Annotated in this window: 16 protein-coding genes; 5 read left to right on the top strand and 11 right to left on the bottom strand. The window is 64.6% G+C overall.

Going from position 1 to position 24,660, the window contains the following annotated elements; translation table 11 throughout:
• Positions 1-294: 294 nt before the first annotated feature.
• The gene (locus IE243_RS10590; protein WP_191319348.1) at positions 295-1,479 is read left to right on the top strand and encodes an ABC transporter substrate-binding protein; all 1,185 of its coding nucleotides are present in this window, start codon (positions 295-297) and stop codon (positions 1,477-1,479) included.
• A 110-nt stretch (positions 1,480-1,589) separates the two neighbouring features.
• A complete protein-coding gene (locus IE243_RS10585) occupies positions 1,590-2,807 on the top strand; it encodes an ABC transporter substrate-binding protein (RefSeq protein WP_191319347.1) in 1,218 nt (405 codons plus the stop codon).
• Between the two features lie 301 nt (positions 2,808-3,108).
• On the opposite strand, the gene IE243_RS10580 is transcribed toward IE243_RS10585, so the two are convergent.
• The 10 genes from IE243_RS10580 to IE243_RS10535 all read right to left on the bottom strand — a co-directional run bounded on the left by IE243_RS10580 (position 3,109) and on the right by IE243_RS10535 (position 14,088).
• Positions 3,109-3,819: a L,D-transpeptidase gene (locus IE243_RS10580; RefSeq protein WP_191319346.1), complete on the bottom strand. Its 711-nt coding sequence runs from the start codon at positions 3,817-3,819 to the stop codon at positions 3,109-3,111.
• 316 nt (positions 3,820-4,135) lie between these two features.
• Positions 4,136-5,347, bottom strand: a complete 1,212-nt coding sequence (locus tag IE243_RS10575; protein ID WP_191319344.1) for a CaiB/BaiF CoA transferase family protein — start codon at positions 5,345-5,347, stop codon at positions 4,136-4,138.
• Positions 5,348-5,766: 419 nt separating this feature from the next.
• Positions 5,767-7,266: a helicase HerA domain-containing protein gene (locus IE243_RS10570; protein ID WP_191319342.1), complete on the bottom strand. Its 1,500-nt coding sequence runs from the start codon at positions 7,264-7,266 to the stop codon at positions 5,767-5,769.
• A gap of 111 nt (positions 7,267-7,377) precedes the next feature.
• Entirely contained in the window at positions 7,378-8,292 is a 915-nt protein-coding gene (locus IE243_RS10565) for an RDD family protein (protein WP_244643057.1), read from the bottom strand.
• Positions 8,289-9,374, bottom strand: coding sequence for a stage II sporulation protein M (locus IE243_RS10560; RefSeq protein WP_191319338.1), 1,086 nt, complete (start codon positions 9,372-9,374; stop codon positions 8,289-8,291). Before IE243_RS10560 ends, IE243_RS10565 begins: the two co-directional genes overlap by 4 nt.
• A complete protein-coding gene (locus tag IE243_RS10555; protein ID WP_191319337.1) occupies positions 9,371-10,690 on the bottom strand; it encodes a DUF58 domain-containing protein in 1,320 nt (439 codons plus the stop codon). The genes IE243_RS10560 and IE243_RS10555 overlap by 4 nt, the downstream gene beginning before the upstream one ends.
• A complete protein-coding gene (locus IE243_RS10550; protein WP_191319335.1) occupies positions 10,691-11,647 on the bottom strand; it encodes an AAA family ATPase in 957 nt (318 codons plus the stop codon). It lies immediately after the preceding gene.
• Positions 11,637-12,929, bottom strand: a complete 1,293-nt coding sequence (locus IE243_RS10545; protein ID WP_191319333.1) for a hypothetical protein — start codon at positions 12,927-12,929, stop codon at positions 11,637-11,639. The genes IE243_RS10550 and IE243_RS10545 overlap by 11 nt, the downstream gene beginning before the upstream one ends.
• The gene (locus IE243_RS10540) at positions 12,922-13,635 is read right to left on the bottom strand and encodes a hypothetical protein (protein WP_191319332.1); all 714 of its coding nucleotides are present in this window, start codon (positions 13,633-13,635) and stop codon (positions 12,922-12,924) included. Before IE243_RS10540 ends, IE243_RS10545 begins: the two co-directional genes overlap by 8 nt.
• A gap of 3 nt (positions 13,636-13,638) precedes the next feature.
• Complete coding sequence (locus IE243_RS10535; RefSeq protein ID WP_191319330.1) at positions 13,639-14,088, bottom strand: DUF805 domain-containing protein; 450 nt, start codon at positions 14,086-14,088, stop codon at positions 13,639-13,641.
• A 678-nt stretch (positions 14,089-14,766) separates the two neighbouring features.
• On the opposite strand from IE243_RS10535, the gene IE243_RS10530 reads away from it, so the two are divergent.
• The 3 genes from IE243_RS10530 (at position 14,767) to IE243_RS10520 (ending at position 19,606) form a co-directional block, all read left to right on the top strand.
• Positions 14,767-16,476, top strand: a complete 1,710-nt coding sequence (locus tag IE243_RS10530; protein ID WP_191319329.1) for an alpha/beta fold hydrolase — start codon at positions 14,767-14,769, stop codon at positions 16,474-16,476.
• 27 nt (positions 16,477-16,503) lie between these two features.
• Positions 16,504-17,355, top strand: a complete 852-nt coding sequence (gene phaZ, locus IE243_RS10525; protein WP_210319834.1) for a poly(3-hydroxyalkanoate) depolymerase — start codon at positions 16,504-16,506, stop codon at positions 17,353-17,355.
• Between the two features lie 379 nt (positions 17,356-17,734).
• A complete protein-coding gene (locus IE243_RS10520; RefSeq protein ID WP_191319383.1) occupies positions 17,735-19,606 on the top strand; it encodes a DEAD/DEAH box helicase in 1,872 nt (623 codons plus the stop codon).
• Between the two features lie 271 nt (positions 19,607-19,877).
• Here the strand turns inward: IE243_RS10520 and IE243_RS23110 are convergent.
• Positions 19,878-24,660 (bottom strand): beta strand repeat-containing protein (locus IE243_RS23110; RefSeq protein WP_194624592.1); only part of this gene is annotated, 4,783 nt, incomplete at its 5' end.

The raw sequence follows: 24,660 nt of genomic DNA, 5'->3' as shown, positions 1-24,660 counted from the left end.
TCCAGAATCAAGTGCCAGACATGCGCCAGAGTTTCAAGGCTTATGGATCCATTGTCTATTTACGCACGCGGTTGACAATTAAAAAAACGGCTGTACGGTTTTTAAATCGGACGTGGGAAGGGCCAGTGGGTCGCCAGCCGTCCGCCACGATATCCCTGCCCCTGATCAAGCGACGGCCGGTCCGGCCCGAGAAGATGCGCTGCCGGGCAGGGCGATACGACAGCAACACCCATTCAGGACAAGAGCCAACCCATTGGGGGAAGCATGGACAGGCGACATTTTCTGGGAGCAGGAATGGCGGCGGCGTGCGCCGCTCTCACCGCAAGCAACGCGCCCGCGCGCGCCTCGGGGAAGAAATATGATACGGGCGCCAGCGACAGTGAAATCCGGCTGGGCCAGACGTTTCCGTACAGTGGCCCCGGCTCGGTGTACGGAGTCTATGGCCGGACACAGATGGCCTATTTTGATGAACTGAACGAGAATGGCGGTGTTAACGGGCGCAAGGTCAGGCTGATTTCTCTGGATGATGCCTACAGCACGCCAAAGACGGTCGAGGCGACGCGCCGGCTGGTCGAACAGGAAGGCGTTCTTGGGCTTTTTGCTTCGCTTGGCACCGCAAACCAGGCTGCCGTGCAGAAATATCTGAACGGCAGGAATGTCCCCCAGCTTCTGATAAACTCCGGCGCGCCGCGTTGGAACGACCCCGGTAATTTCCCGTGGACCACGCCGGGATTGCCGCTTTTCTCCGTCGAAGGCCGCATTCTGGCGAATTATGTCGTCCGGAACAGGCCAGGCGCCAAAGTTGCCGTTCTGTATCAGAACGACGAGTTTGGCCGCGATTATCTCAAGGCGTTCCGGGACAGCATCGGAAATCGCGCAACGATCGTCGCGGAGGCGCATTATGATCTGACGGATGCGACCATCGACTCGCAAATGCTGAAACTGGTCCAGTCAGACGCGACTGTGTTCTACAATTGCGCCGCCAGCAAATTTGCCTCCCAGGCGATTAAAAAAGCTCATGAGCTTAACTGGAAAGTGCTGCAATTGCTGATCAGCCCTTCAAACAGCACCGTCATTCTGGGCGTGGCCGGCAAGGATGCGATCCGCGGCATTGTCTCTCCGCAGTACATCAAGCAAATCGGCAGCAAGCGTTGGGAGAATGATCCTGGCGTGCTGGCGTTCGAAGCCTTGCGGGCCAAACGCATGCCCAACATCACCCGGGACAATTCAACAGCGTTTCTTGCTTATGGCGTCGCCGTGTTGATGCACAAGATCCTCGAACGTTGCGGGGATGATCTCACGCGCAGGAACCTGCTGCGCAATGCGACCAATCTCAAAGGCATGGTGACGCCGACACTGTTGCCAGGAATAAGCTACGCCACGGTTCCTGCTGATTATTCGCCCTTCAACGCCATGTTCATCGGCGTTCATGACGGAACCGACTGGCGGCTCGATCCGGATCCGGTCGCCGCTGACTGACGCGCCAGCCAATCACGGGCCGAACCCGCGCGGGGCAACCACGGGGCGTTCCCAACAACAACAGTTCTGGCAGCAATGGCGACGCGAATGCGCCGGCTGGGGAGGAAAATATGGGCAATCTCACGCGCAGGGATCTTCTTGGCGGCGCCGCCGCCCTGTCGTCCGTCGCTCTGACGGGAACGGGTCTGGCCGGGACGGCGCGGGCCGCCGGCGATGCGGAAATCGTCATTGGCACAACCACGTCGCTCAGTGGGCCGGTGTCATCGATCGGCGTGCAGGCGCGCGCCGAGGAAGCCTATTTCAATATGATCAACGACCAGGGTGGGGTCGGCGGGCGCAAGATCCGCTTTATGATCAATGACGACGGCTTCAATCCGGCCAAGACCCTTGAGCACGCGCGGCGCATGCTCGAGAATGACCGTGTGTTGTTCCTGTTCGGCAATCTGGGCACGGCCACCAATTCGGCAATCGTCAAGTATGTCAACGAACAGAAGACGCCGCACCTGTTTCTTGGCGTCGTCGGTCATCGCTGGGGCGATTACCAGAAGCATCCGTGGACCATGGGGTTTGGACCGAATGGCCGGACCGAAGCCAGGATCTTCGCGAAGTATGTGCTGGGGAAGAAGCCGGACGCCACCTTTGGCATTCTCTACCAGAACGATGACTATGGCAGGGACTATTTGCTGGGGGTGCGCGACGTTCTCGGGGAGGCTGGCGCCGCCCGGATCACGGCGGCGCCCTATGAAGTGACCGGGGCGACGGTCGATTCGCAGATCACAGCCCTGCGCGCCGCCAACACCGATGCGCTGCTGTTGGGCGTCACGCCCAAGTTTGGAGCCCAGGCCATCCGTCGCGTCTATGAAATGCAATGGAAGCCAAAGTTCTATTACCTGTGCAGCGGCTCCGCCTCGATCAACGGCGTGATCAATCCCGCCGGTCCCGAACGGGCGGTCGGGATCATGTCGGGCGGCTACATGAAGGATACGGGCGACAGTCGCTGGGCGAATGATCCTGGAACGCAGGCCTATCTGTCATTCATGAAAAAGTACTTCCCCGCCGGCAATACTTCCGATCTCTATGTGCAGCACGGCTTCACCGTGGCGGAACTGATGGTGAAGGTGCTGCGCCAGTGCAATGGCGACATCACCCGCGAACGGATCATGAAGGAGGCGGCAAACCTGAAAAATGTCGAATTGTCGCTCCTGCTCCCTGGTATCCGGGTCAACACCAGCCCGACGGATTATTTCCCCATCAAGCAGTTTCAGCTGATGGACTTCAATGGCAGGAACTGGAATTTGCAGGGAGAGGTCATCGGCGATCCGCTCTGACGCCAAAACCCGCAGAGCCAGGCTGATCGGGTTTTGGCGAAGGAGATTTGGTGAGGCCCAGGCGGCGCAAGGCGCGCCGTGCAAGGCCGCGGCGCTTCCCGCAAGGGCATGCCGCTGGTTTGAGCTTTGCAGATAGCGGATGCATCAGCGCCTCCGCTATCTGGCCTCAAAGCGTTGGCAAGCCGCCAGACACGTCTGGCGGGATATCCAGGACATCAAGCCGTCCGCAGGTTGTTTGCACACGAGATCACAGGGGGGGCTCACATCGCGACGGGGAAGCCCGACCTGCTCACGGCGCTGTTTATGCGGGCAGGACGACCACCTTGGTTTTGACCGGCGTGCGCGAATAGAGGTCGATCATGTCCTGGCTGAGCAGGCCGACGCAGCCGCTCGTGACGCCCGAGCCGATCGACTCAGGGTCGCTGCTGGCATAGATCGTGTAAAGCGTGTACGCGCCATTCTGGTAGAGATAGAGCGTGCGGGCGCCAAGGGGGTTTTCGAGGCCGCCAGGCATGCCGCGGGCGTATTTGGCCGCCTCGGGCTGACGCTTGATCATTTCCTTTGGCGGCGTCCAGGTCGCCCATTCCGCCTTCCGGCCGACATAGGCGTTGCCGCTCCAGCGGAAGCCGTCGCGACCAACATTGGCGCCGTAGCGGGTGGCGGAGCCGTCGCCTTCCACGCGATACACATAGTAATTGCCCGGATCGACGATGATGGTGCCTGGCGCTTCTTTGGTCTCATAGCGCACTGTCCGGCGATAATACTTGGGATCGACCTTGCTGACGTCGACCGCCGGAATCGGGAATTTTTCCTGGGGCACGGCCCCGTAGACTTTCGCCGCCTCGGCGTGGCTCATGCTGTCGGACGTGGCGCAGCCGCCGACGCCCAGGGCGCCGATGCTGGCGGCGGCGCCAAACAGAAACAGCCGGCGGCTTGGAAGCCCTGACCGGAGTTCCAACAGCGCGTCGGCGTCGATCGCGCCGGCGTCGATAATTTCACGGTCCGTGATCATGATTTCGAAGCTTTCCAATGTACCGCCGGTGGACCGGGAGCACCCGGCGCATCCTCGCTGAACGTCCTGCCGGAGCGAGATTGCCGCGCCATGACGCAATTGGCAATCCGGCCGCTACGGCGCCGGATCCGGTGTTTCCGGGATCGCGCATGCCTGGAGCATTTCCGGGAAAAGTAGAGCCCACCTTTCGTGAGGAAAATGCGTCCTGTGAAGGAGATGGAGCGTTTTCCGTGAACCGGTTTTCATCGAAACGCTCCAGATGGCGCCGCGAGACAACCAGCCAACGCACGCCATCGCGTTGGCTGGCGGCTCTGGTTCACCCGGATTTCCGGGCCGTCGATGTGCTGTCGGTTGCTCCGCGCCCGTCGGTCGCGGCCTTGAGCTCCTGGCCAAGCTCATGGGTGTGTTGGCCGATCGCTGGCGCCGGGGCTGGCTTCGGGTAGTCGAAGGCAGAGAAGCGGATTGGCGGCCGCACCTCGATGTAGGTTCCCTCGGTCGGGTGCTGGCGCTCCTGGAACAGGCCAACGGCCTTCAGATGCTTGTCGTCAAGTACTTCGTCGATTTCGTTGCAGCGGAAAGCCGGCACATTCGCCTGTTTCAGGAGCGCCAGCCATTCCGCAGTAGTCTTCTCGGGCAAAATGGTCTCTGCGACCTCGTACATCTGCGTCATGTTCATGCGCCGGAGCGTCTTGTCGGCAAAACGCTCCTCTTCCAGAACTTCCGGGTGGCCGGCGGCCTGAAAGAAGCGAACCCAGCGGTCGTCGAGATACGGCGCGATGGAGATATAGCCGTCGGCGGTGCGCATCGGCTGGCGCGCCGGATCCAGCTGACGCGTATAGCCCCAGCGGCCGGCAGGCGGCACGAAGGTGGCGTCGCACAGGTGCTCCAGCAGATTGAAGCTGGTGATGGCCTCGAACATCGGGACCTCGACGAATTGTCCGGCGCCATCGCGATTGCGCATCATCAGCGCGGCGAGGGTGGCGTAGGCGGCGTGAAGACCTGAAACCTTGTCGGCGAACAGCGTCGGCAGATAGCGTGGCCTGGGGTCGCCATCAACCCGGGGCAGCAATGACGCCGCGCCCGATGCCGCCTGGATCACGTCGTCATAGGCCTGCAGTCCGGCGTAGGGGCCGTCAAGGCCAAAGCCCGTGCAGTGGACATAGACAATGTCGGGCCGAAGTTTCCGCACCTCGTCATAGCCGAGGCCCAGCCTGTCGATCGCGTCCTTCCTTATATTATGGATGAAGACGTCGCTTGTTGCGAGCAGGCTGCGGATGGCCTGCCGCCCTTCTTCGGTCTTCATATCCCAGGTGACCGAGCGCTTGCCGCGATTGAGCCGCAGATGAATGGGGCCCATGGAAGGGGTGGCCCGCGAAGCGCCGATATTGCGGGCGCTGTCGCCTTCCTCAGGTTCGACCTTGATGACATCCGCGCCGAGGTCGGCCAGCAACTGGGTGCAGTACGGGCCGAACACGACCGTCGACATGTCCGTGATCCTGATCCCGGCCAATGGCGGCTTTCTCTCCATGTAACCCTCCCATGATACTGCATTATTTGTCGATTTTTTTCACCGCGTCCTGTCGGGATGGCCCGAAGCGCCCCGGGCCCATGCTAACCCGAATATTTCCCGAATGATTCACAATGCCGCGCCCAGCATACATTGAACACCTGTTTTCCGGGTCGCAAAAAAAGAGAAGACCGTCCGTTATTTTGAAACCAGGCGGACCATTCGCCCGCATGCGCTCCTCCGTCGCCCGCCTGCGATGGGCCGCTGGGGCGAAGGCCAGTCATGCGCGTGGGTTCGTCCGGCCGATCCGGCCGTCATTGGCCAGATGTGATTTGGGATGAAAGGGCGCGGCCCGGCGTGCGGCCGGGCCCGGTCTGGACGCGCGCCTGGAAAATCCCCTCCAGGCGTCTGTTCGCAGGCGTCACTCCTGGGGCCGCGCTTTATTCGGCGGCGTCCCGTTGCGGCGTATCCGGCGCGTCCGGGTGTCCCGGGCCGGTTTCGCAGCCAAGGTCCGGAAAGGCGAGCACCCGCCGTCCATGGAAATCCGTGCGGGCGACCAGCAAACCGCGTTCTTCAAAGTAGGCAAGCAGACGTTGGGCCCGCCGGGGGGAGTGGCTGCCATAAGCGCGCGCCAGGGTCGCGTCGGATGGGCAGGGATCCTTGTTGATCGCGGCGCGGGCGACGAGCAGGAACATGCCCTGCAAATCGTCGGGCAAGGTTTCGGAAAGCGACAGGGCCATGGCCCAGGTTTCGCCGCCAGTGCTTTCGTCAACGCCAGCGCGGGCGACGGCCAGGCGCCGGCGAAAGGCCGGGAGCGCCAGCGGCTCGCCTGGCACACGCCGGATGCGGCAGCGCACCAGGAAATCCTGGTAAAGCACGGCGTCGGAGCGGAACGCCGCGTCCGGGTCTTCCAGGATCTCCCGCAACACCGTGTCGATGCCGGTTTCGCGTTCGGTCTCGTCGATAATGGCGAAGACTGGCTGGGCGGGGGGCTCGGGCGCGGGCTTTGGCTGGGACAGCTGGGCCAGGATATCCGCCGTCGGCACGGGTCGCGGCGGCGGCGGCCGGCGCACGGCCAGCGTGGCTTCTTCCGGTCCCGGCGTGAAGATCAGGTCGCGGGCGTCCTCTGGCGCATCGGGCAGCGGCATCAGCTTCGGGCTGGCCGAGCGGGCGGAGGTTTCAACGGGGCCGATGGTGATCTTGAGCGGCCGGCGCGACAGGGCGGGCCCCAGCGCGACGAAATTCCCGCGACCGAGATCGCGGAACATCTCGGCCTGGCGTCGATCCATGCCGAGCAGATCGGCGGCGCGCGCCATGTCGATGTCGAGGAAGGTGCGGCCCATCAGGAAGTTGGAGGCTTCCGCCGCCACGTTCTTGGCCAGCTTGGCCAGGCGCTGGGTGGCGATGACGCCGGCAAGACCACGCTTGCGGCCCCGGCACATCAGATTGGTCATGGCGCCGAGCGAGAGTTTGCGCGCCTCATCGGACACTTCGCCGCCGACCGCCGGGGCGAACAGTTGCGCCTCGTCGACCACCACAAGCACGGGATACCAGTGGTCGCGCTCGGCGTCGAACATGCCGCCGAGAAAGGCGGCAGCGGCGCGCATCTGCTGCTCGACGTCGAGGCCCTCAAGATTGAGCACGACGGAGACCCGATGCTGGCGGACACGGCCGGCAATGCGCGTGAGTTCAGCTTCAGTACGGGCGGCGTCGATGACCTGGTGGCCAAATTTGTCCGCGAGGGTGACGAAATCACCCTCGGGATCGAGAATGCACTGCTGCACCCAGGGCGCGCTCTGTTCCAGCAGGCGGCGCAGCAGATGCGACTTGCCGGACCCGGAATTTCCCTGCACCAGCAGGCGGGTCGCCAGCAGTTCTTCCAGATCCAGATCCGCCACGGCGCGGCCGGCCGCGGCGCCCATGTCGATGTTGACCTTCATCCAGCGCCCTCTCAGGCGCCATCCTTAGCACCGGCGGCCGGTAACGCGAAACGTCGCTCCGGGATTCCCACAGCATGAGGTTTCCCCGACGCGGCGCCCAGGGCGAGACGCTCAGGCCTTCCCGGCGCCCGGCGCGCCGGCCGCAGGGGGCGTGGCGAGATGGTGCTTGTTCTCCCGGCTGGTTCCGAACAGGCGCAGCTTTTCCAGGTGCTCGCGCTGCGCCCGGTAGAAGGCGATGAGAAAGGCGCGCTCCTGCCCCGGGGGCACTGGTCCGTCGTAGCCGGTTCTCCGGATGATCGTGCGCGCGATCCGGGCCGTCTCAGCCGCGTTAATCCCGTCGGCCGGGCTCCGCAGCACGTCCTCGAGCGTTTGCAATTCGTACCGGCCATAGACGTTGAGATGATCGGGGTGGAAATCGAACGCGGCGACCGACGTTGCGCCTGCGGGGGCCAGGGACACGGCGAGATCCGGCAGCAGCGTCGTGCGTGGATTGTCCACGACCAGCGTCCCGGCGACCATGTCGCCCAGTCGCTGCCGTCGCCGGTTGGCCAACGGCGCGATCAGGATCGTCAGCACCCAGACAAGCGTCAGCCCGATGCTCCAGCCAGACATGAACGGGGCCGCGAACATCATCGTCAGGGGGGTGAAGAACTCCACCTCCTTCATGAGGTTTCTGGCGGTGACCTGATGCGGGGTCAGCCGTCGTCCGTTCACGTTGATCACCCGGACGCCGACGATGCGTTTGCCGGGGGTGCGTCCGTTCCAGACCAGTTCTGACAGGATGTAGTAGGGAACCCGCAGAATGAATGCGAGCAGCACGATCACCATCTTTTCCGTCTCGGACGGCAGGAGGTTGCTCCAGGCCAGAATGACGGCGAAGACGACCACGGCCAGACAGGTCAGGAGCAGGTCGAGGCATTGTGCGCCGAGGCGCGCGCCCAGCGAGGTGATGACGAAATTCACCGGCACGCCTTCGGGCGGCGTGAACTGCTCGATGCGCTCCTGATCCCTGGCGGCCTGTTTCACGGGGATGGCCTCGCTGGCGTTTTGACCGCCGCTTTTGCCGGGCGACCGGCGAACAGCAGCCACGCGGCCCATAGCGCGCCGGTACCCCAGCCAATGGCCAGCCGCCATGCCGGAGCCTGCACCAGTTGCCGCAGAAAACCTTCGATAAACGCCGCGACGATCAGCATCAGCCCCGCCAGGATCACCAGCTTGACGGCGTCATGGGCCTGATGGCGCAGGGCTTCGCGTCGGGTGCGCAGGCCGGGCAGCAGAATGGCGAGGCCAAGTCTGGCGCCGCCGGCGCAGGCGATGGCGATGGCGGCAAGCTCGGTGACGCCATGGATGGAAAGCCATGCGAACAGGTCAAAGCCGAGGCCGCGCCGGGCAAACATGCCAAAAAAGGCGCCCAGAACCAGCCCGTTGTAAAAGGTCAACGCGAATGCGGGAACCGACAGGAACACGCCCAATGCGAAGATCAGAATGGCGATGCGGGTGTTGTGGGAGAACAGGAAGGACGCAAACGTCGTCAGCCCGTCGGCGTCGTGATGTTCATTTCCATAGATCGTTGAGCGCAGCCATGCCGCCGATGCGTCCGGCGTCCGCTGGTCAGCAAGATCCGGCGGCACGAAGGTGTAGAACCAGCCTGGATCATCCATGAACAGCCTGTAGCCGGCGACGGCCCCCAGGGCCAAAGCGAGGAAGCCGATGAACAGCGGCAACGCCGAGCGCCGGACAGCCTGCGGAATGCCATGCAGCAGGAGGCGTCGGGTGAGGCCGGCCAAGGTTTCCTGGGGAGCGTAGACAACCAGATAGGCGCGAGAGCAGAGGCTTTCCAGATAGGCGAGCAGCGCCCGGTCCAGCGAGATGTCGCGCGCCACGCTCAGGGAGTTCATGGCCTGGCGGTATTCGGCGGCGAGGTCGCGGGCATCGTCATAACTGAGGGAAGCTGCGCCCTGCTTTTCCGCGCGCGTCACCAGCGCGTCGAGCCGGCGCCAGTGCTGCTCGCGCTCCATGCGGAAGCGCGCCGAGCGCAGCAGGTCGCCCTGGATGGCTGCGTCTGCCCGGGCTGGCGTATCGGTGCTGTTGGCGGCGGCAGTGCTCATATCAGCTCGCGGGATTTGATGTCCATGTAATGCGCGACCAGATCCGTCGTCAGCGTTTCCGGCGTGCTGTCCAGACAGAGGACGCCAAGGCGGGCCAGCTTTTCCATGACGGCGCGCCGCTCCTGCAGGATCTGGCGGGCGGCGACGGAGCGGGCGATGCTGTCGGGCGTGATGTCATCCGGCTCCACCAGTTTCGCCAGGGCTGGATCGCGCAGCGTCACATAGACGATGAAATGGCGCCGGGCGAGAATGCCCATGTTCTCGACCATCAGCTCGGCGGTGATGCTGTCGACAAAGTCAGAGAAGATCACCACCAGCGACCGCCGCCGGAGTTGTCCGGACAGATGGGTCAGCCCAAGGGTGTGATTGGTTTCGAGGCTTTCGTAACGCAGCTGGGCGCAGAGCGTCTGCAATCTGGGAAAGGCGGCCCGGCCCGGAAGGGCGGGCGCAAACAGACGCGGCCGGCTGTCAAAACCGTAGAAGCCCACCAGATCGCCGGCGAGCCCGCCCGCCCAGCACATGGCGAGCGCCGCGTTGATGGCGCGATCGAGTTTTGGCAATCCGGCCAGTTGCTCGGCCATGAGCCGCCCGCAATCAACGCACAGGATGATCTGGTGATTGCGCTCCGCCCGGGTTTCGCGGACGACCAGATCACGCACGCGCGCCGAGCGTTTCCAGTCGATGCTGCGCGGGTCCATGCCGGGCGCGAACTCACGCAACTGATGGAATTCTGATCCTTCGCCGCGCAGCCGCATGTCCTTCTGCCCATTCTGCAGGGGCAGAATCTGGGTGTGAATCGCGCCTGACAGCACCGGAGACACGTCTGGCAACACCAGGATTTCATGGTTGACTGGCGTTGACGCGATAATCTCCAGCAGGCGCAGCCGCGTCGGCCATTGCAGCCAGAGCGCCCGCACGGCGTAGCGGCCGCGCCGTCGCAGCGGCAGATCCAGGCGGATATGCGTTCGCGCGCTATCGGCGGCCGGCGCCAGGATGACCTGTCCGTCGCCGTCTGGCGCAATTTCCGCGTCAAGGTCGGGTCGCGCCGCGAGCTGTTTGGGCAGGAAACCACGCGTTGGCTGAATGCTGATTTGCATGGCCGCCGTTTGGCCCACGAAGCCCTGAACCGGCAGATCGACCTCCACGCCCAACCGGCGCGTCGGGGCCGAAATAACCAGATCGGCCAGCACGAAGGCGACAAGCGTCCCCCACATCCAGGCAAGCGCCTGGCCGGGGTCCGTCAGCCACAGGCTCATGATCACGGTCGCCGCGGTCAGGGCCAGAACCAGTGCGACAAGGTATGACGAGGGGCGCATTTATCTGGGGGCGTCAACGCGGTTCCGGATATTGGCCAGGACGCTTTCCGTGGTGCGCCCGTCAATTTCCGCCGCCGGCGACAGCACGATGCGGTGGCGCAACGCCGGCCCGAACAACGCCTGGACGTCATCCGGCAAGCCGTAGTCACGCCCTTCAAAGGCGGCGCGCACCCGAACGGCCGCGGCCAGCGCGTCGGCGGCGCGGGTGGAGGCGCCGTGCAGAATGTCCGGATCGGAGCGGGTGGCGCGGATCAGGTCGACCACATAGGCGAGAATGGCCCTGTCGATGTGGATCCGGTCGACCAGCGCCCGTCCGGCGGCCAGGGTTTCGCTGGCGACCAGTCGCTGGAGACCGTGTTCGCGGGCGTCGGTCTGCAGGGATTCGCCCGCGTGTTTGTCCAGAATGGCGATTTCGGTCTCCCGGTCGGGAAAATCGACAACGAGCTTGAACAGGAACCGGTCAAGCTGCGCTTCCGGCAGCGGATAGGTGCCCTGCTGCTCGATCGGATTCTGCGTCGCCAGGACAAAGAAGTCTGGCCCGAGCGGGTAGTCGGTCCCGTCGATGGTCACCATGCGCTCGTTCATCGCCTGAAGCAGCGCCGACTGGGTTTTTGGTGGCGCGCGGTTGATTTCATCGGCCAGCAGTATGTCCGTGAACACCGGCCCCCGGGTCAGATGGAACTGGCTGGTCTGGAAATCGAACAGATTGACGCCAAGAACATCTCCCGGCATCAGGTCCGGCGTGAACTGGATGCGGCGGCAGGTCAGATCCATCACCGCCGCGACCGCACGGGCCAGCAAGGTTTTGGCCGTGCCGGGCGGACCTTCGACCAGGCAGTGGCCGCGGGCGAAGACCGAAATCAGAACCAGGTCGATCAGGGCGTTCTGCCCCTGCACGGCCTTGCCGATTTCCTCACGGACCGACGTGACCAGAGTGCGAAATTCATCAAGGTCCAACGTCCATGCTCCCCAGTAAAGTTTTGAACCTGTCGAGGTTGTTGTGCAGATCCTGACGGCCCATCGCCGGCCCGCCTTCGATCAGCGCCGCAGCGACGGCGCGCAGGGCCTGGGCGGCGGCGGCGTCGCGGCGGGCGAAATGCCCGAACAGCCTGTCGATGCCGGCGTCAGTTCCCGCGCCGGGGCCGAACCTGGCCACCGCCCGGTCCGCGAGCAGGTTGTGAACGAACTGCGCCGCCATGCGGCCGTCATTGCCGGAAAGGCGCAGCAGCCGCGCCGTGGCCGCCACGGCTGTGGCCTTTGAGATGTCCATCGCGGCGTCGCCACTCCGCATGGGCGGCCCAAACCGGTAAGCGCCGCGCCAGAGACACAGGGCGGTCACCAGCAGGATCGCGCTCCAGATCATGGAGAGCGGCCAGGACAGCAGACGCCCGAATTCAGCAGCGGACCGCTCATAGCTGCGCCCCTCATCCGTCGCTCCGTCGCCGTCGCCGTCCAGTAGCGGGCCGCCGGTGTCGAGATAGACCGGGCGGACCTCGCCGCCGCCCCGCAACCGCCTGATCAGCGCCAGCGCGAACGCAGCGTTGTCCCCCTGGGTCAGACCATGGTTGTTCAGCAAATCCGGATCGGACAGCAGGTAAAAGCTGGCGTCGTCCTCGCAGCGCAGCAGCAGGGCGCCCGCTGACGTTCCGGCGAGTTCATCGCAATGGGCCGGCAGGGTGGAGCGATCGAACAACTGCGCCCGGTAGAGCCTGGCGCGGCTCTGGCCATCCTGGGGCGGGCGGTCAGGCGCTGGCGAGAACCACGCCTCCTCGAACCCCGGGCCGAGACGGCGCAGGCGCAGACGTGAAAGATCGAGCTGTCTGAGCTGGCCATAAATCGTGGCGGTCGACGCCAGCGACGCGCCTTGCGCCGTCTCGTTCCTGAGGATGGCGGCGCTCCATTTCGGCAGGATGACCAGCGTCGGCAGTTCCTGAAGCTTGCCAGCCAGATTGGCGGACTCGGGGGAAGGGGTGGTCGGTTTCTTTCCCGACCGGGAGGACGGCGCATCTTCTGCCGGCGCATGCAAGGGCAGGAGGCGCAGGGACAGACCGGAGGCGGGCTGGTTGCTGACAGCCGCCGGGCCGAGAACAGGAATGTTATTGGCCTGAAGCCATAACTCCAGGCCCTTGTTGCCGATTACCGTGCGGTCGTCATGCCGGTTGCCGCGTGCGAGCAGCGCCAGCGCGGCGGCGGCTCCGAGAAGCAGGACCAGCACAAGCAGCGGAGCAGCCTTACGCATGGCGGCCGGCTCCGCTCGCCAGCAGGTCGCGCGCGGCGTCGAGAAGCACGCTGAACTGGGCTTCCGCAGGGGTGCGTCCGCCATAGTGCGCCAGCTCGGTTCCGGCCAGCAGCGTCTCCAGACGATCGCGGCCCGTCATGTCTGCGGGGAGACGCCCGAGAACGGCGCGCTCGGTGTCCGAGCGAAACAGGCGCGTTCCCGTCGCGTCCGCCGCATGCAGCAGGCATCGCCGCAGCAACTGGACAAGCGCCAGCTTGCGGTCTTCCATGGCGGCGATCCGTAGCAGGAACTGTTCCGGGCGCTCGTCGGCCTCGTGATCGTTGACGCGCCAGGTCTCGGGGGCGTCCGTTCGCTGCTGTTTCATGTCGCGGGGGGCCGACGACAGCAGCACGCCGCCGCCGCCGAACCGCAGCCACAACCCGACAAGCACGGCGAGCGCCGCCAGCGCCAGCAGCGGCGCCGCCGGGCCGCTGATGATGGCGGGCGCGCGGGGCGACGCAATCGCCGGGCTGTCCACGGTCTTCTCCGAATAGGCAAGCTTGCAGCGGACGCCGCGCCGCCGGCAAAGCTCAACATATTCGCTGCTTGCGGCCGGACTGCCCTGTCCCTGGACCGCCGCGCTGTCCTGCGCCCGCGCCGGCTGTAAAACCGGCGCCAGGCTGGCGAGCAGACCTGAGATCAGCAGGACAACGATCCGGATCTTCATGCTTCAGGCAAAGACCTCGGCGGTCGCTTCAGGCCGGAGCGGGTCTGGGCCGAACTTGTTGGGGCCGTCCGTGCCTTTCAGAATGGAGATGACCAGGATGGCGATGCTGAAGACAATTCCCAGATAGGGAATGACGCCCAGCACGACCAGCAGCAGATACCACCAGCCCGACAGGTTGCGGTCATGGAAGCGGCGGACCTGCAGCGCGATCAGCGGCACGACCGTGGCGAGCGCCAGAAGACCGATGGGGACGCCAATGGCGATGTAGAGCGAGGCGGCGTTGCCGTCGCCGCCGGACAGAACAGCTCCCAATCCGCCGAAAACGATGGCGACGGCGGTGAACGCCAGCCAGTAAAACAACTGGAACCACCAATACTCAGAGCGCGACGCCCTTCCTGAGAAGGTGGCGTATTTTTCCTTCAGAACCGTCCGTATTGCGTCCCCAAAGCCCATAACTACACGCCTTTCCGGTTGGATTGTGAACCAAATGCAGAGTGATAACCGCAGGTTTCAGCAATCGACCGTTCATAAGAAACGATCTTTGGATATGCAACAGTATGGCGCCTCTGTGTCGATATCTTGAACGAAGCGTGTTCTTGACCATTGAATGGCTATTTGCAGGTATTCCAGTGTGGCAGCCTAAATAATAGAGTTTGCAGTGTTTCTTGCTTCACCAACGACTCCGGGGAAGGCGCGTGTTTTTCTGGTTTACAAGCCGGGTTGCGGCGAGGCGCTGCTGTTCATTTCCTTGTGAAGTCACAAAGCATGCGATGCTCACAACGTTCCCCGGCGCAAGTCGCATTTTCATGGCGCGCATCGTCGGTTCCGACGATGTCCAAAATCCCTGACCTCCGGTTTGATCACGGTAGCGCCGTGCGTCGGGCCTGATCTTTGAAGCCACCGGCCGGGCTCGCGACGGCGCGAAATGAAGGGAGGCGTCTTCACATCAGGGAACTGGGCGGATGTCCGTGCTTCCGCCGGACGCGCGCGAAGGCATGTTCGAGGGCAAGGCGCTGAATTTCCGGTGATTTGCGGGACGGTTCCCCCGATGGCGGCGCGCCGCGGGGCGTCCGGAAACGATGACCGGGGTGACGGCGCTTTTGACAGCAGACCACGCTGCAGGGAGGCGACATGAATAAAAAGCATGATAAAGGCAGCGCTGACGCCGACGACACGATGGATGCGGTTGGCGGGCAGAATCTTCTTGGCGAAATGCGTCTCAGCGAGTTGCAGGACGCGGGCATCAGGCTCTGGCTCCAGGCGCTGAAGCAACCGGCGCTGGTGGCCGACGAAGGCTTCAAATTATATGCGCAACTGGCCGGGATCATGCTCCGCGGACCATCCGGGACGGATCTGACCGCCGGGGACAAGCGTTTTACCGATCCGTCCTGGCGTCAGAGCGGCTTCTACACGCGCCTGCTTGAAGCCCACAAGGCGTGGTCGCAGTCCCTCCAGAATTATGCGGACCGGGCCGGTTTTGACGAACGGGAAACCCGGCGCGCCAAATTTCTGCTGATGCAGGTGAGCGAGGCGTTCGCGCCGACGAACTTCCTGTTTGGCAACCCGGCGGCGCTCAAGCGCGCCATTGAAAGCGGCGGGAGGAGTCTGATCGAGGGGTACCAGAACTGGGTGAGCGACCTCACGGCCCGGCGTCCGGTGCCTTCGCAGGTCGACACCCGCCCCTTCAAGGTGGGCGAGAATCTTGCCGCCACGGCCGGAAGCGTCGTGCTGCGCACGGACCTGTTCGAGTTGCTGCAATACGCGCCGCAAACTGAAAAGGTTTACGAACGCCCGGTCCTCGTGATCCCGTCGATCATCAACAAATACTATGCCTTCGATCTGGCGCCGGGGCGAAGCCTGATCGAGCACCTCATCAAGAACCAGATGACGGTGTTCACCATTGTCTGGCGCAATCCGAAGCCGGAGCACGACAACTGGGGCATGGACGCCTACATGGAGGCCATGGATCAGGCGGTGCGGGCGGTGCAGGACATTACCGGCGTCAAGGATCCGCATCTGTTCGGCGTGTGCGGCGCCTGCCCGCTGGTTGTCTCGCTGGCCGGTTATTATACCGCCAAAGAAGAGCGAAACATTGGTTCACTGGCGTTGTTCGTCGGCCCGCTTGACATGAAGGCCCTGGGCGACGCGCCGACGATTGGCGACTTCATGGACGCCAGGGTTACCCGGGTGAACAAGGGATTCGTCAAGAAAAGCGACCGCATCAGCGCCGACGAATTCACGCTGCTGTTCGCCATGCTGCGTCCCAATGACCTGATCTGGAACTATTGGGTCAACAACTACCTGATGGGCGAGGGGCCGCCGGCGTTTGACGTGCTGGCGTGGAACTCCGACGCGACGGGCATGACGGCGCAGTTCAATCGCGATTTCAACGCCTTCATCGCCCGCAATCCGCTGGTCACGCCCCGCGCCCAGACGTTCCGGGACACGCCCATCGCCGATATTTCCAGGTTCGATTTCGACAGTTACGTCGTCGGCGCCCGCACCGATCACATCTGCCCCTGGCCAACCGTCTATCGTTCGGCGCAGATGCTGGGCGACCGCTGCCAGTTTGTTCTTGGCGGCAGCGGTCATATCCAGACAATTGTCTCGCCGCCAGGCAGTCCGAAGGCCTTCTATTTCACCAATCCCGACATGTCCGGGGACGCCCAGAGCTGGTTCGAAGGCGCCAAAAAAGTGCAGGACACCTGGTGGACCCATTACGTCGCCTGGTATCACGCGCGTTCGGGCGCGCTGGTCGACGCGCCGGCGAAACCGGGCGACAGCGCCCATCCGCCGCTGGGCGCGGCGCCGGGAGCTTATGTTTACGAGAAGGCGTCGTGACCGGATGAAGACATCATGAGAGCTGGTTTGAATACACGCAAAGAGCAGGCTGGCGCGGCTATGGGAGCCGTGCGCCAGCCGGAGATCAGTCGCCACCGGATCGACGGCCAGGAGTTGCGCGTGGCCATATGGCCGGGTCGTGAGGGGCGGACGCCGTTGCTGATTTTCAATGGCATCGGCTCGCGGCTTGAACTGCTGACTCCGTTTGTTGACTGCCTGGATCCGGCGCGGAAGGTGATCATTTTCGATATCCCCGGCGCGGGGGATTCTCCCGCGCCCCGCTGGCCCTACCGGCTATGGATGCTGGCGCGCATGACCGGGCGCCTGCTCGACAGGCTGGGGCATGACCGCGTTGACGTCATGGGGGTTTCATGGGGCGGCGCGCTGGCCCAGCAGTTTGCTGTCCAGATGGGCTCCCGCTGCCGCCGCGTCATACTGGCGGCGACGACGCCCGGCGCCCTGATGATTCCCGGCGATCCCCGCGTTCTGCTCAAAATGGCGACGCCCCGGCGGTTCAATGATCCGTCGTATCTGAAGGAAAACTTTGGCGCGCTGTATGGCGGTTTGGCGCGAACTTCACCGGAGTTGTTTGAAGAGTTCAATACGCTGTCGCGGGCTCCCGGGCGGCGCGGCTACCTGTTTCAGCAGCTTGCCCTGACCGGCTGGAACAGTCTGCCATTTTTGCCGTTGGTGCGTGCGCCGACGTTGATCCTGGCTGGAGATGATGACCCGATCGTGCCTGTGATCAATGCCCGCGTGATGGCGCGACTGATTCCGGACTGCAAATTGACCGTGCTTGAGGACGGTCATCTCTTCCTGTTCTCGCAGGCAACAAGATGCGCCGCTGAAATCGAGGCGTTTCTGGAGGCGGCGGACTGAGACCCATGGAAGCCGGCGGAGTTTCTCCACCGGCTTCCACGCCAGACGCCGGGCGGCGCGTCTTCAAAGACATGCATCTGAGCCTTGCAAACCCGGCCGTCTCCGCTGCCTGACCATTTCCAGGCGTCCTGTCCCACGCGAGCGCCTCCGCCGGATTGCACGGCGCGGGCCGACCTGTTCAGAGCGGCTGCACATCGCCATGGCGGGCTGATGTTTTTCCCTGCAATCACGGAAGCGTCGATATGCGCTGTAAAAACGCGCCATGTGACTGTGGCGTCGTCGCGTTCATCCGACTAATAAGGCGTTCCAGAAATTTTCCGATGGCTCCCCTTTGACGCCGGACGACAACGCGAGACAGGCGGAACCAGCCGTGCCCTTCATGACCACAAATCCGGCTCTTGCCCATGCCCTGGCGGAGCGGGAGTACAATAACCCAACGCCGGTACAGCTCGCCGTGCTGGCGCCCGAGGCGTCTGGCCGTGATCTGCTGGTGTCGGCCCAGACGGGCTCTGGCAAGACCGTCGCCTACGGCCTCGCCATGGCCGAAACCCTGTTGGGCTCTGAAGAACGCTTCGGCCACGCCACGGCGCCGCAGGCCCTTGTGGTCGCCCCCACGCGTGAACTCGCGCTGCAGGTCCAGCGGGAGTTCATGTGGCTCTACGCCGCCACCGGCGCCCGCATCGTTTCCTGCGTCGGCGGCATGGATCCGCGTCAGGAGCAGCGCCAGCTTGACCAGGGCGCCCATATCGTCGTCGGCACGCCCGGGCGGTTGCGCGATCACCTTGAGCGCGGCCGCCTCGATCTTTCAGCGTTGCGCGTGGCCGTGCTCGATGAAGCCGACGAGATGCTCGACCTTGGTTTCCGCGAGGATCTCGAGTTCATTCTCGACGCGACGCCGCCGGAGCGGCGCAGCCTGCTGTTTTCCGCCACCATGCCGCGCGGCATCGCCGCGCTGGCCAAACGCTACCAGCGCGACGCCCTGCGCATCGAGGTAGCGGGCGCGGAAGGCGGACACGCCGACATCGAATATCGCACCATGCGCATCGCGCCGACGGAGGTCGAGCATGCCGTGGTCAATGTGTTGCGCTATTATGATACGCCGACCGCCATCGTGTTCTGCAATACGCGCGAGGTGGTGCGCCGCTTGCACGCCATGCTCCAGGAGCGGCAGTTCTCGGCTGTGGCCCTGTCCGGCGAACTGACCCAGAAGGAGCGCAACCACGCCCTGCAGGCGCTGCGGGATGGGCGGGCGCGGGTGTGCGTCGCCACCGACGTGGCGGCGCGGGGCATTGACCTGCCAAATCTGGGTCTGGTCATCCACGCCGATTTGCCGACCGACGCCGAAACCTTGCAGCATCGCAGCGGCCGCACCGGCCGCGCCGGCCGCAAGGGCGTGAGCGTGCTGCTGGTTCCGCCGTTCCGGCGCCGCCGCACCGATGACCTGATGCGCAGTCTCGGCGTCACCCCGACATGGTCGGGGGCGCCAACCGCGGAAGATATCCGCAAGCTCGATCACGAGCGTATGTTGCGCGATGCGCTGATCACCGAAGAACCGGGTGAGGAAGACGCCAGCGCCGGCCTTGCGTTGCTTGCGACCTATCCGGCGGAGCATCTGGCTGGCGCGCTGGCGCGTCTCTACCGCTCGGGTCTGCCGGCCCCGGAAGAGGTGTCCGATCCGGGCGAATCGCGCGCCGCGCGTGATCGTTCCGCCGACCGGGATTTTGGCGGCGCTTCAGGTGGCGGGGTCTGGTTCCGGCTCAATGTCGGCCGACGCCAGAACGCTGATCCGAAATGGCTGCTGCCGCTGATCTGTCGGCGCGGAAACGCGACGCGCAAGGATATTGGCGTCATTCGCATTTTCGATGAGGAAACGGCGTTTGAGGTCAGCCCTGCCGTTGCGGCCCGTTTTGCCAAGATTTCGCGCAAAATGGATGGCGAGGACGTGATGATCGAGCCATTGCCGGGTGGTCCCCCGGCGGGTGGGCCGGCGCGTCCCGGGCGCGGGGCGCCTCGCGGCAAGCCGCGTCATGATCGTGCGCCTTACGAAAAGCCGTTCAAGGGCAAGAAGTTTCGGGACGAGTCGACCCAGGAGAGAGCTCCGGAGGGGACGGCGGATCGCGGCAAGGCCACGCCGTGGAAATCACGCGACGCCGGGCCGTCGGGACAGGGGAAGAGCGGCAGGCCGCCCAAAGGGCCGCGCCCGGCTGGCGCCGGCGACAAGCCGAAAGGAAAACGGCCAGGCCGTTCCTGACGCCTTTTGTTGTGCATTTTCCGGACCACCATGCCTGGCGCCAACCGACAGTAGGGCGCGGACTTCAGGGACTGGGCGTCGCCGCCGCCCAGCCTCCGACAGGCCCGATCTGAAAACTGCAAGAAAAAGGGCCGCCCCAAGGGCGGCCCTTTCTGTTTCCTGGACATCTTCCTGAAAGGTAGCGGGGACCTCTCCGGAAAAATGCGTCTGTCAGGGAGGCTGGATCCGGTGAAATCTGGTGCACCGGATCCACTCCGATCGCGTGTTGGGGTTACCACTGGTAACGGACGCCGCCCTTGATGGAGCTGTTGGACAGGTCGCGGTTGAACTTGTAGCTCGCGCTGACGAAGCCCGACCAGCCGGTGCTGGCGCCATAGACGTTGACGGTTCCGGCGATCTCGCCGAAGGCGCCGCGGAAATTGTCCTCGACGCCAAGCGGAACGCCGTCGCTCAGGATCAGCGCCTTGTTGACCCCACGGAACTCGTTCCAGACGCGTCCGGTCAACGACGCTTCCAGACGATATGCGTCATTCAGGACCATATTGCCGCCAACGCGGGCGCCAAGGCTGCCGCGCAGGCTGTCGTTGTTGCCGAACTTGGCCACCGCCCCAGGCAGGGCCAGCAGGCGGTCCATCGTGGTGCGGGCGTAGGAAAGGGTGGCCACCGGTTCGACGAAGTAGTTGGCGCCCAGGTTGAAGCGGTAGCCAGTGTCAACCGTGAAGCCGAGCGTGGTCGTGTTCAGCCCCTGGATGGTCGCGAGCGACGGCGCCCGGTAGTCCATGTTCAGCAGGTCCACCTTGGCCAGCGCGTCCACGAAGAACCCGCTGTTGAGGTAGGTGGCGTACACGCCGGCCGTGCCGCCCTGATAGTTGGCGCTGGTCGGCGAGGTCTTGAAGTCGAGGTTCGACGAGATGTAGCCGCCCATCAGGCCGAACACCAGGGCGTCGCCTGGCCGGGCCACATTCTCCTGGCCAAAGTCGACGCCGCCCAGCAGACCGAACGTGTTGCGGTTGTAGCTGGTGTTGTAGGTGTAGAAGCGGTTCTGCAGAGCCATGGAGGCGCTGCTGTCACGGTTCTCCCACGAGCCGACAGCCTTTGCCCAGACGCCAGGGGTGACGTTGCCGGGCTTGCCAGGATTGGCAAGGAAGTTGCGCAGGTCTGCCTGACGGTCAAGCCACACGCCGGTGGTGTCGTGCCAGATGCTCTGCGCGGCGGAGACGAGGGACGGCAGTTCGTAGGCTTCGCTGTCGGGCGCGCCGACCAGCACGAACTCCTGTCCGCCCTGGGCGCCAGGCTTCAGCGCGACGTCATAGAAGAACAGCCCCTTGTCGATGACATTGCGACCGGCGCGGATGGCGTTGGCGCTGGACGGATCCAGGACAACGGCTTCCGCCGAGGTGGCGCCGCCCTGGGCGACGACAACCGTGACGCCCTGCGGGTTGAACCCGGCGGGGCCGGTGTTGACGTCGTTCACGACCAGACGGGTCACGCCGCTGACCGTGCCGCCCACCACAAGTGTGTCGGACGTCGTGCCGGAGCCGCCGAGCCAGGCGTCAACCGCAAGGCGGCCATTGCCCACGCCGGCGTAGTTGCCGCTGGTTTGCAGCGTATCGCGCTGGGCGCGGGCGCCGAGCGAGGCGCCGGGGCGCTCGTCCTGCATGGTGACCAGGCCAGCGCCAGCGCCGGTCGGATCGCCGTTGTTGAATGTGGCGAGTTGCTGGAACCGGGTGGTTTCCGCGACGCCGCCCTGGAAGGCGGTGACGACGCGGCCGGTATTGTTCAGCGTCGAGGCGCCGCCGCCGAAGTTGTTGTCGCCAGTAACGTACCAGCTGTTCGAGCTGCGGTTGTTAAAGACGCTGGTTCCGCCAGGCATGTTGACCCGGCCGATGATCACGCCGTCGTTGCCCAGATTGGCGCTGGCGCCAGTGATGTTGATCGCCAGGTCGCCGGCGGCGCCAATGAAGTCAGACGCCATGCGGTTGGAGGCCACCGAGCCGCCCGCGGCCACGGTGATCGCCGCGCCGGCGCCGCTGTCGACGTTCATGACAGGGGTGTTGGCGCCGCCAGCGCCGCGCAGGGCGCCGCCAATCTGCACGCCCGCCGTTTTACCGGCGCGGATTTCCATGCCCGAAGCGGTGATCGACGTGACGGTGCTGCCGGCGCCGGTGGACGCGGCGACCACGCCGCCGCTGCTGGCGGCGAAAATGCCTGCGTCCGCCGCGGTGACCTGCCCCCCGATGGCGACGTTGACGTTGCCGCCGGCGCCCGTGGTGGCGGCAGCGACGCCCACGCCTTCCAGCGCGGTGATCTGGCCGTTGCCCGTGACGCTGACAGCGCCGTTGTCTCCGGCGATGAAGGCGCCGACGCCGAGATAGCGGGCGTTGATGGCGCCGCTGGCGGTGACGCCGGTGATGGCGTTGTCGCCAGCCGTCGCGGCGAGCACGCCGGCACCGTTCGAGGTGATCGTCCCGGACGTGTTGATGGCGATCTGGTTGGACGCGCCATTGGCAAACGCGCCGATGCCCACGGCGTCGGTGACGATCCGGCCGCTGTTGTCGAAGCTGAGCGCGTTGCCAGCGCCGTTGGCCACGGTGGTCAGGCCGAAGATACTGGCGTTGACCGCGCCGGTATTCTCCATCGCGACCTGGTTGCCATTGCCATTCACATGGGCCGCCGCGCCAACGAGAGCGTCCATCTGGCCGCTATTGCTGATCTTCGCGTCGTTGCCGGCGCCGTCCACATAGGCCGCCGCGCCAACGCCGCCGGCGGTGACGGTGTTTTCGTTGCGGATGCGCAGGCGGTTGCCGTCGCCATTGACGCCGCCGGTGAGGCCAGCGCCCACAGCCTTGATCGAACCATCGTTATCGATGGTCAGGCGGTTCTGGTTGCCCCCGGCGAAGCCCGCAGCGCCGACGATGCCGGCGTCGATGGCGCCATTATTGCCGACGAACGCGCGATTCTGGTCGCCGCTCACGTAGGTCGCCACGCCAGCGAGGCCTGCGACGACATCGCCGTCGTTGATGACGGCTGAGCGGTTGCCCGCGCCGTCCACATAGGCCGCCATGCCGGCGCCAACCGTATGGATCTGGCCGCCGGCTTCGTTGACGGCGTTGAGCCAGTTGTTATCGCCGGTGAGATAAGCCGCGGCGCCGGCGACGCCGGCGTCAATGTGGCCGGCGTTGCGGATTTCCGTCTGGTTGCCGTTGCCGCCCACGTAGGCGCCGAGGCCGACCAGGCCGGTTCCGATATAACCGGTTGGGCTGTTGCCCACGAACAGGCTGTTGTTGTCGCCGTCCACGTAAGCGCCGGCGCCCAAGGCAAGCGATGTGACGGAGCCATAATTGACCACGGCCGTATCGTTGCTGTCGCCCTTGACATAGGCGACCTGGCCGGCGAGGCCCGCATCCACGCCGCCATGGTTGATCACGGCGGTGCGGTTCTGCGTTCCGTTGACGTAAGCGGCCATGCCAACGCCGAGCGGCGATGTGGTGATCGCCTGCTCATTCATCACGAGGGCTTCGTTGCTGGCGCCATCCACATATGCGCCCGCGCCGAGCACGCCAGCCGTGACATGGCCGGTATTGCGGACGTCAAGCAGATTGGCGCTGCCATTGACGCCGCCGGCGATGCTGACGCCGATGGCGTTCACCGCGCTGTCATTGTCAACGATCAGCCGGTTCTGGTTGCCCTCGGCGAAGCCGCCAACGCCCAGGATTCCGGCGTTCACCGTTCCATCATTGCCGATGAAGGCGCGGTTCTGGTCGCCGTTCACATAGGCGGCCATACCGGCGAGGCCCGCGTTCACGAGGCCATCGTTGGTGAGCGCGATGCGATTGCCGTCGCCATCCGCGTAAGCGGCCATGCCGGCGCCGAGGAGGGCGTTGATCGCGCCGTCATTGGTCGCGACGAGACGGTTGCCGTCGCCGTTCACATAAGCAGCGACGCCAACCAGGCCGGCGTCAATGTGACCGTTGTTGTCGACGCGGGCGTTGTTGCCGTTGCCGTCGACGTAGGTCGCGGCGCCGACGCCGGCGGCCTTGATGGCGTTGTTGTTGCGAACGCGCAGGCGGTTGTCGTCGCCATTGACGCCGCCGGCAAGACCTACGCCAACCGCGTCAATGGTTCCGGTATTGCCAACGTTCAGGCGGTTGCTGTTGCCTTCAGCGAAGCCGCCGGCGCCAAGCAGGCCGGCCCTGATCTCGCCGGCGTTGCTGATCGAAGCGCGGTTGCGGTCGCCATCAATGTAGGCGGCCATGCCAGCGCCGACCGTGTGGATCTTGCCATTGGCTTCGTTGGTGGCCTCCAGCCGGTTGCGATCGCCATTCACATAAGCTGCAAAGCCTGCAAGGCCAGCGTCAATGTGGCCGCTGTTGCTGATGTCAGCGCGGTTGCGGTTGCCGTTGACATAAGCCACAGCGCCGGCGCCGATGACGTCGATGCCGCCGTCATTGTTGACCACGAGGCGATTGCGATCGCCATTGACGCCGCCGGCGAGGCCAATGCCGAGCGCCTCGATGCTGCCGTCTGGACCATTGCTGACGGTCAGGCGGTTGCGGTTGCCTTCCGTGAAGCCGGCGACACCCAGAACCCCGGCGTCGACCGTTCCGTCATTGCCAACAAAGGCGCGGTTCTGGTCGCCGCTAACGTAGGTGACCATGCCGACGCCAAGCGGATCAGCGTTGATGACGCCGCCCTGCGCATTGATCATGGCGATGCGGTTGCTGTCTCCGCTGACATAGGCGCCCATGCCGATCAGGCCAGCATTGATCTTGCCGTCCGGACCGTTGCCGACGAACAGATTGTTGTTGCTGCCGTCCACATAAGCGCCGGCGCCGAGGCCGACCGCTTTGATCTCGCCGTTGTTGCCGACAGCGGTGTTGTTGGCGTCGCCGTTTACGTAAGCGACGAGGCCGACGAGGCCCGCATCAACCGTGCCGCCATTCAGAACGGTGGTGTTGTTCTGCGTACCGTCCACATAGGTGGCCATGCCGACGCCGAGGGCGGAAGTGGTGATGGACGCGCCGGAGCCGTTGAGCAGGGCGGTGTCGTTGTTG

Source organism: Camelimonas fluminis (genome assembly GCF_014656355.1).
Classification (GTDB): Bacteria; Pseudomonadota; Alphaproteobacteria; order Rhizobiales; family Beijerinckiaceae; genus Camelimonas; species Camelimonas fluminis.
Note: the sequence above shows the minus strand (reverse complement) of the source record. Positions and strands in the feature narration are given on the sequence as shown.

Bases quoted from the DNA above. Each gene is read 5' to 3' on its own strand.
- IE243_RS10590 (WP_191319348.1), top strand. From the start codon at position 295: ATGGCGGCGGCGTGCGCCGCTCTCACCGCAAGCAACGCGCCCGCGCGC.
- IE243_RS10555 (WP_191319337.1), bottom strand. From the start codon at position 10,690: ATGCGCCCCTCGTCATACCTTGTCGCACTGGTTCTGGCCCTGACCGCG.
- IE243_RS10520 (WP_191319383.1), top strand. From the start codon at position 17,735: ATGACCACAAATCCGGCTCTTGCCCATGCCCTGGCGGAGCGGGAGTAC.
- IE243_RS10585 (WP_191319347.1), top strand. From the start codon at position 1,590: ATGGGCAATCTCACGCGCAGGGATCTTCTTGGCGGCGCCGCCGCCCTG.
- IE243_RS10575 (WP_191319344.1), bottom strand. From the start codon at position 5,347: ATGGAGAGAAAGCCGCCATTGGCCGGGATCAGGATCACGGACATGTCG.
- IE243_RS10535 (WP_191319330.1), bottom strand. From the start codon at position 14,088: ATGGGCTTTGGGGACGCAATACGGACGGTTCTGAAGGAAAAATACGCC.
- IE243_RS10580 (WP_191319346.1), bottom strand. From the start codon at position 3,819: ATGATCACGGACCGTGAAATTATCGACGCCGGCGCGATCGACGCCGAC.
- IE243_RS10540 (WP_191319332.1), bottom strand. From the start codon at position 13,635: ATGAAGATCCGGATCGTTGTCCTGCTGATCTCAGGTCTGCTCGCCAGC.
- IE243_RS10545 (WP_191319333.1), bottom strand. From the start codon at position 12,929: ATGCGTAAGGCTGCTCCGCTGCTTGTGCTGGTCCTGCTTCTCGGAGCC.
- IE243_RS10530 (WP_191319329.1), top strand. From the start codon at position 14,767: ATGAATAAAAAGCATGATAAAGGCAGCGCTGACGCCGACGACACGATG.
- IE243_RS10570 (WP_191319342.1), bottom strand. From the start codon at position 7,266: ATGAAGGTCAACATCGACATGGGCGCCGCGGCCGGCCGCGCCGTGGCG.
- IE243_RS10560 (WP_191319338.1), bottom strand. From the start codon at position 9,374: ATGAGCACTGCCGCCGCCAACAGCACCGATACGCCAGCCCGGGCAGAC.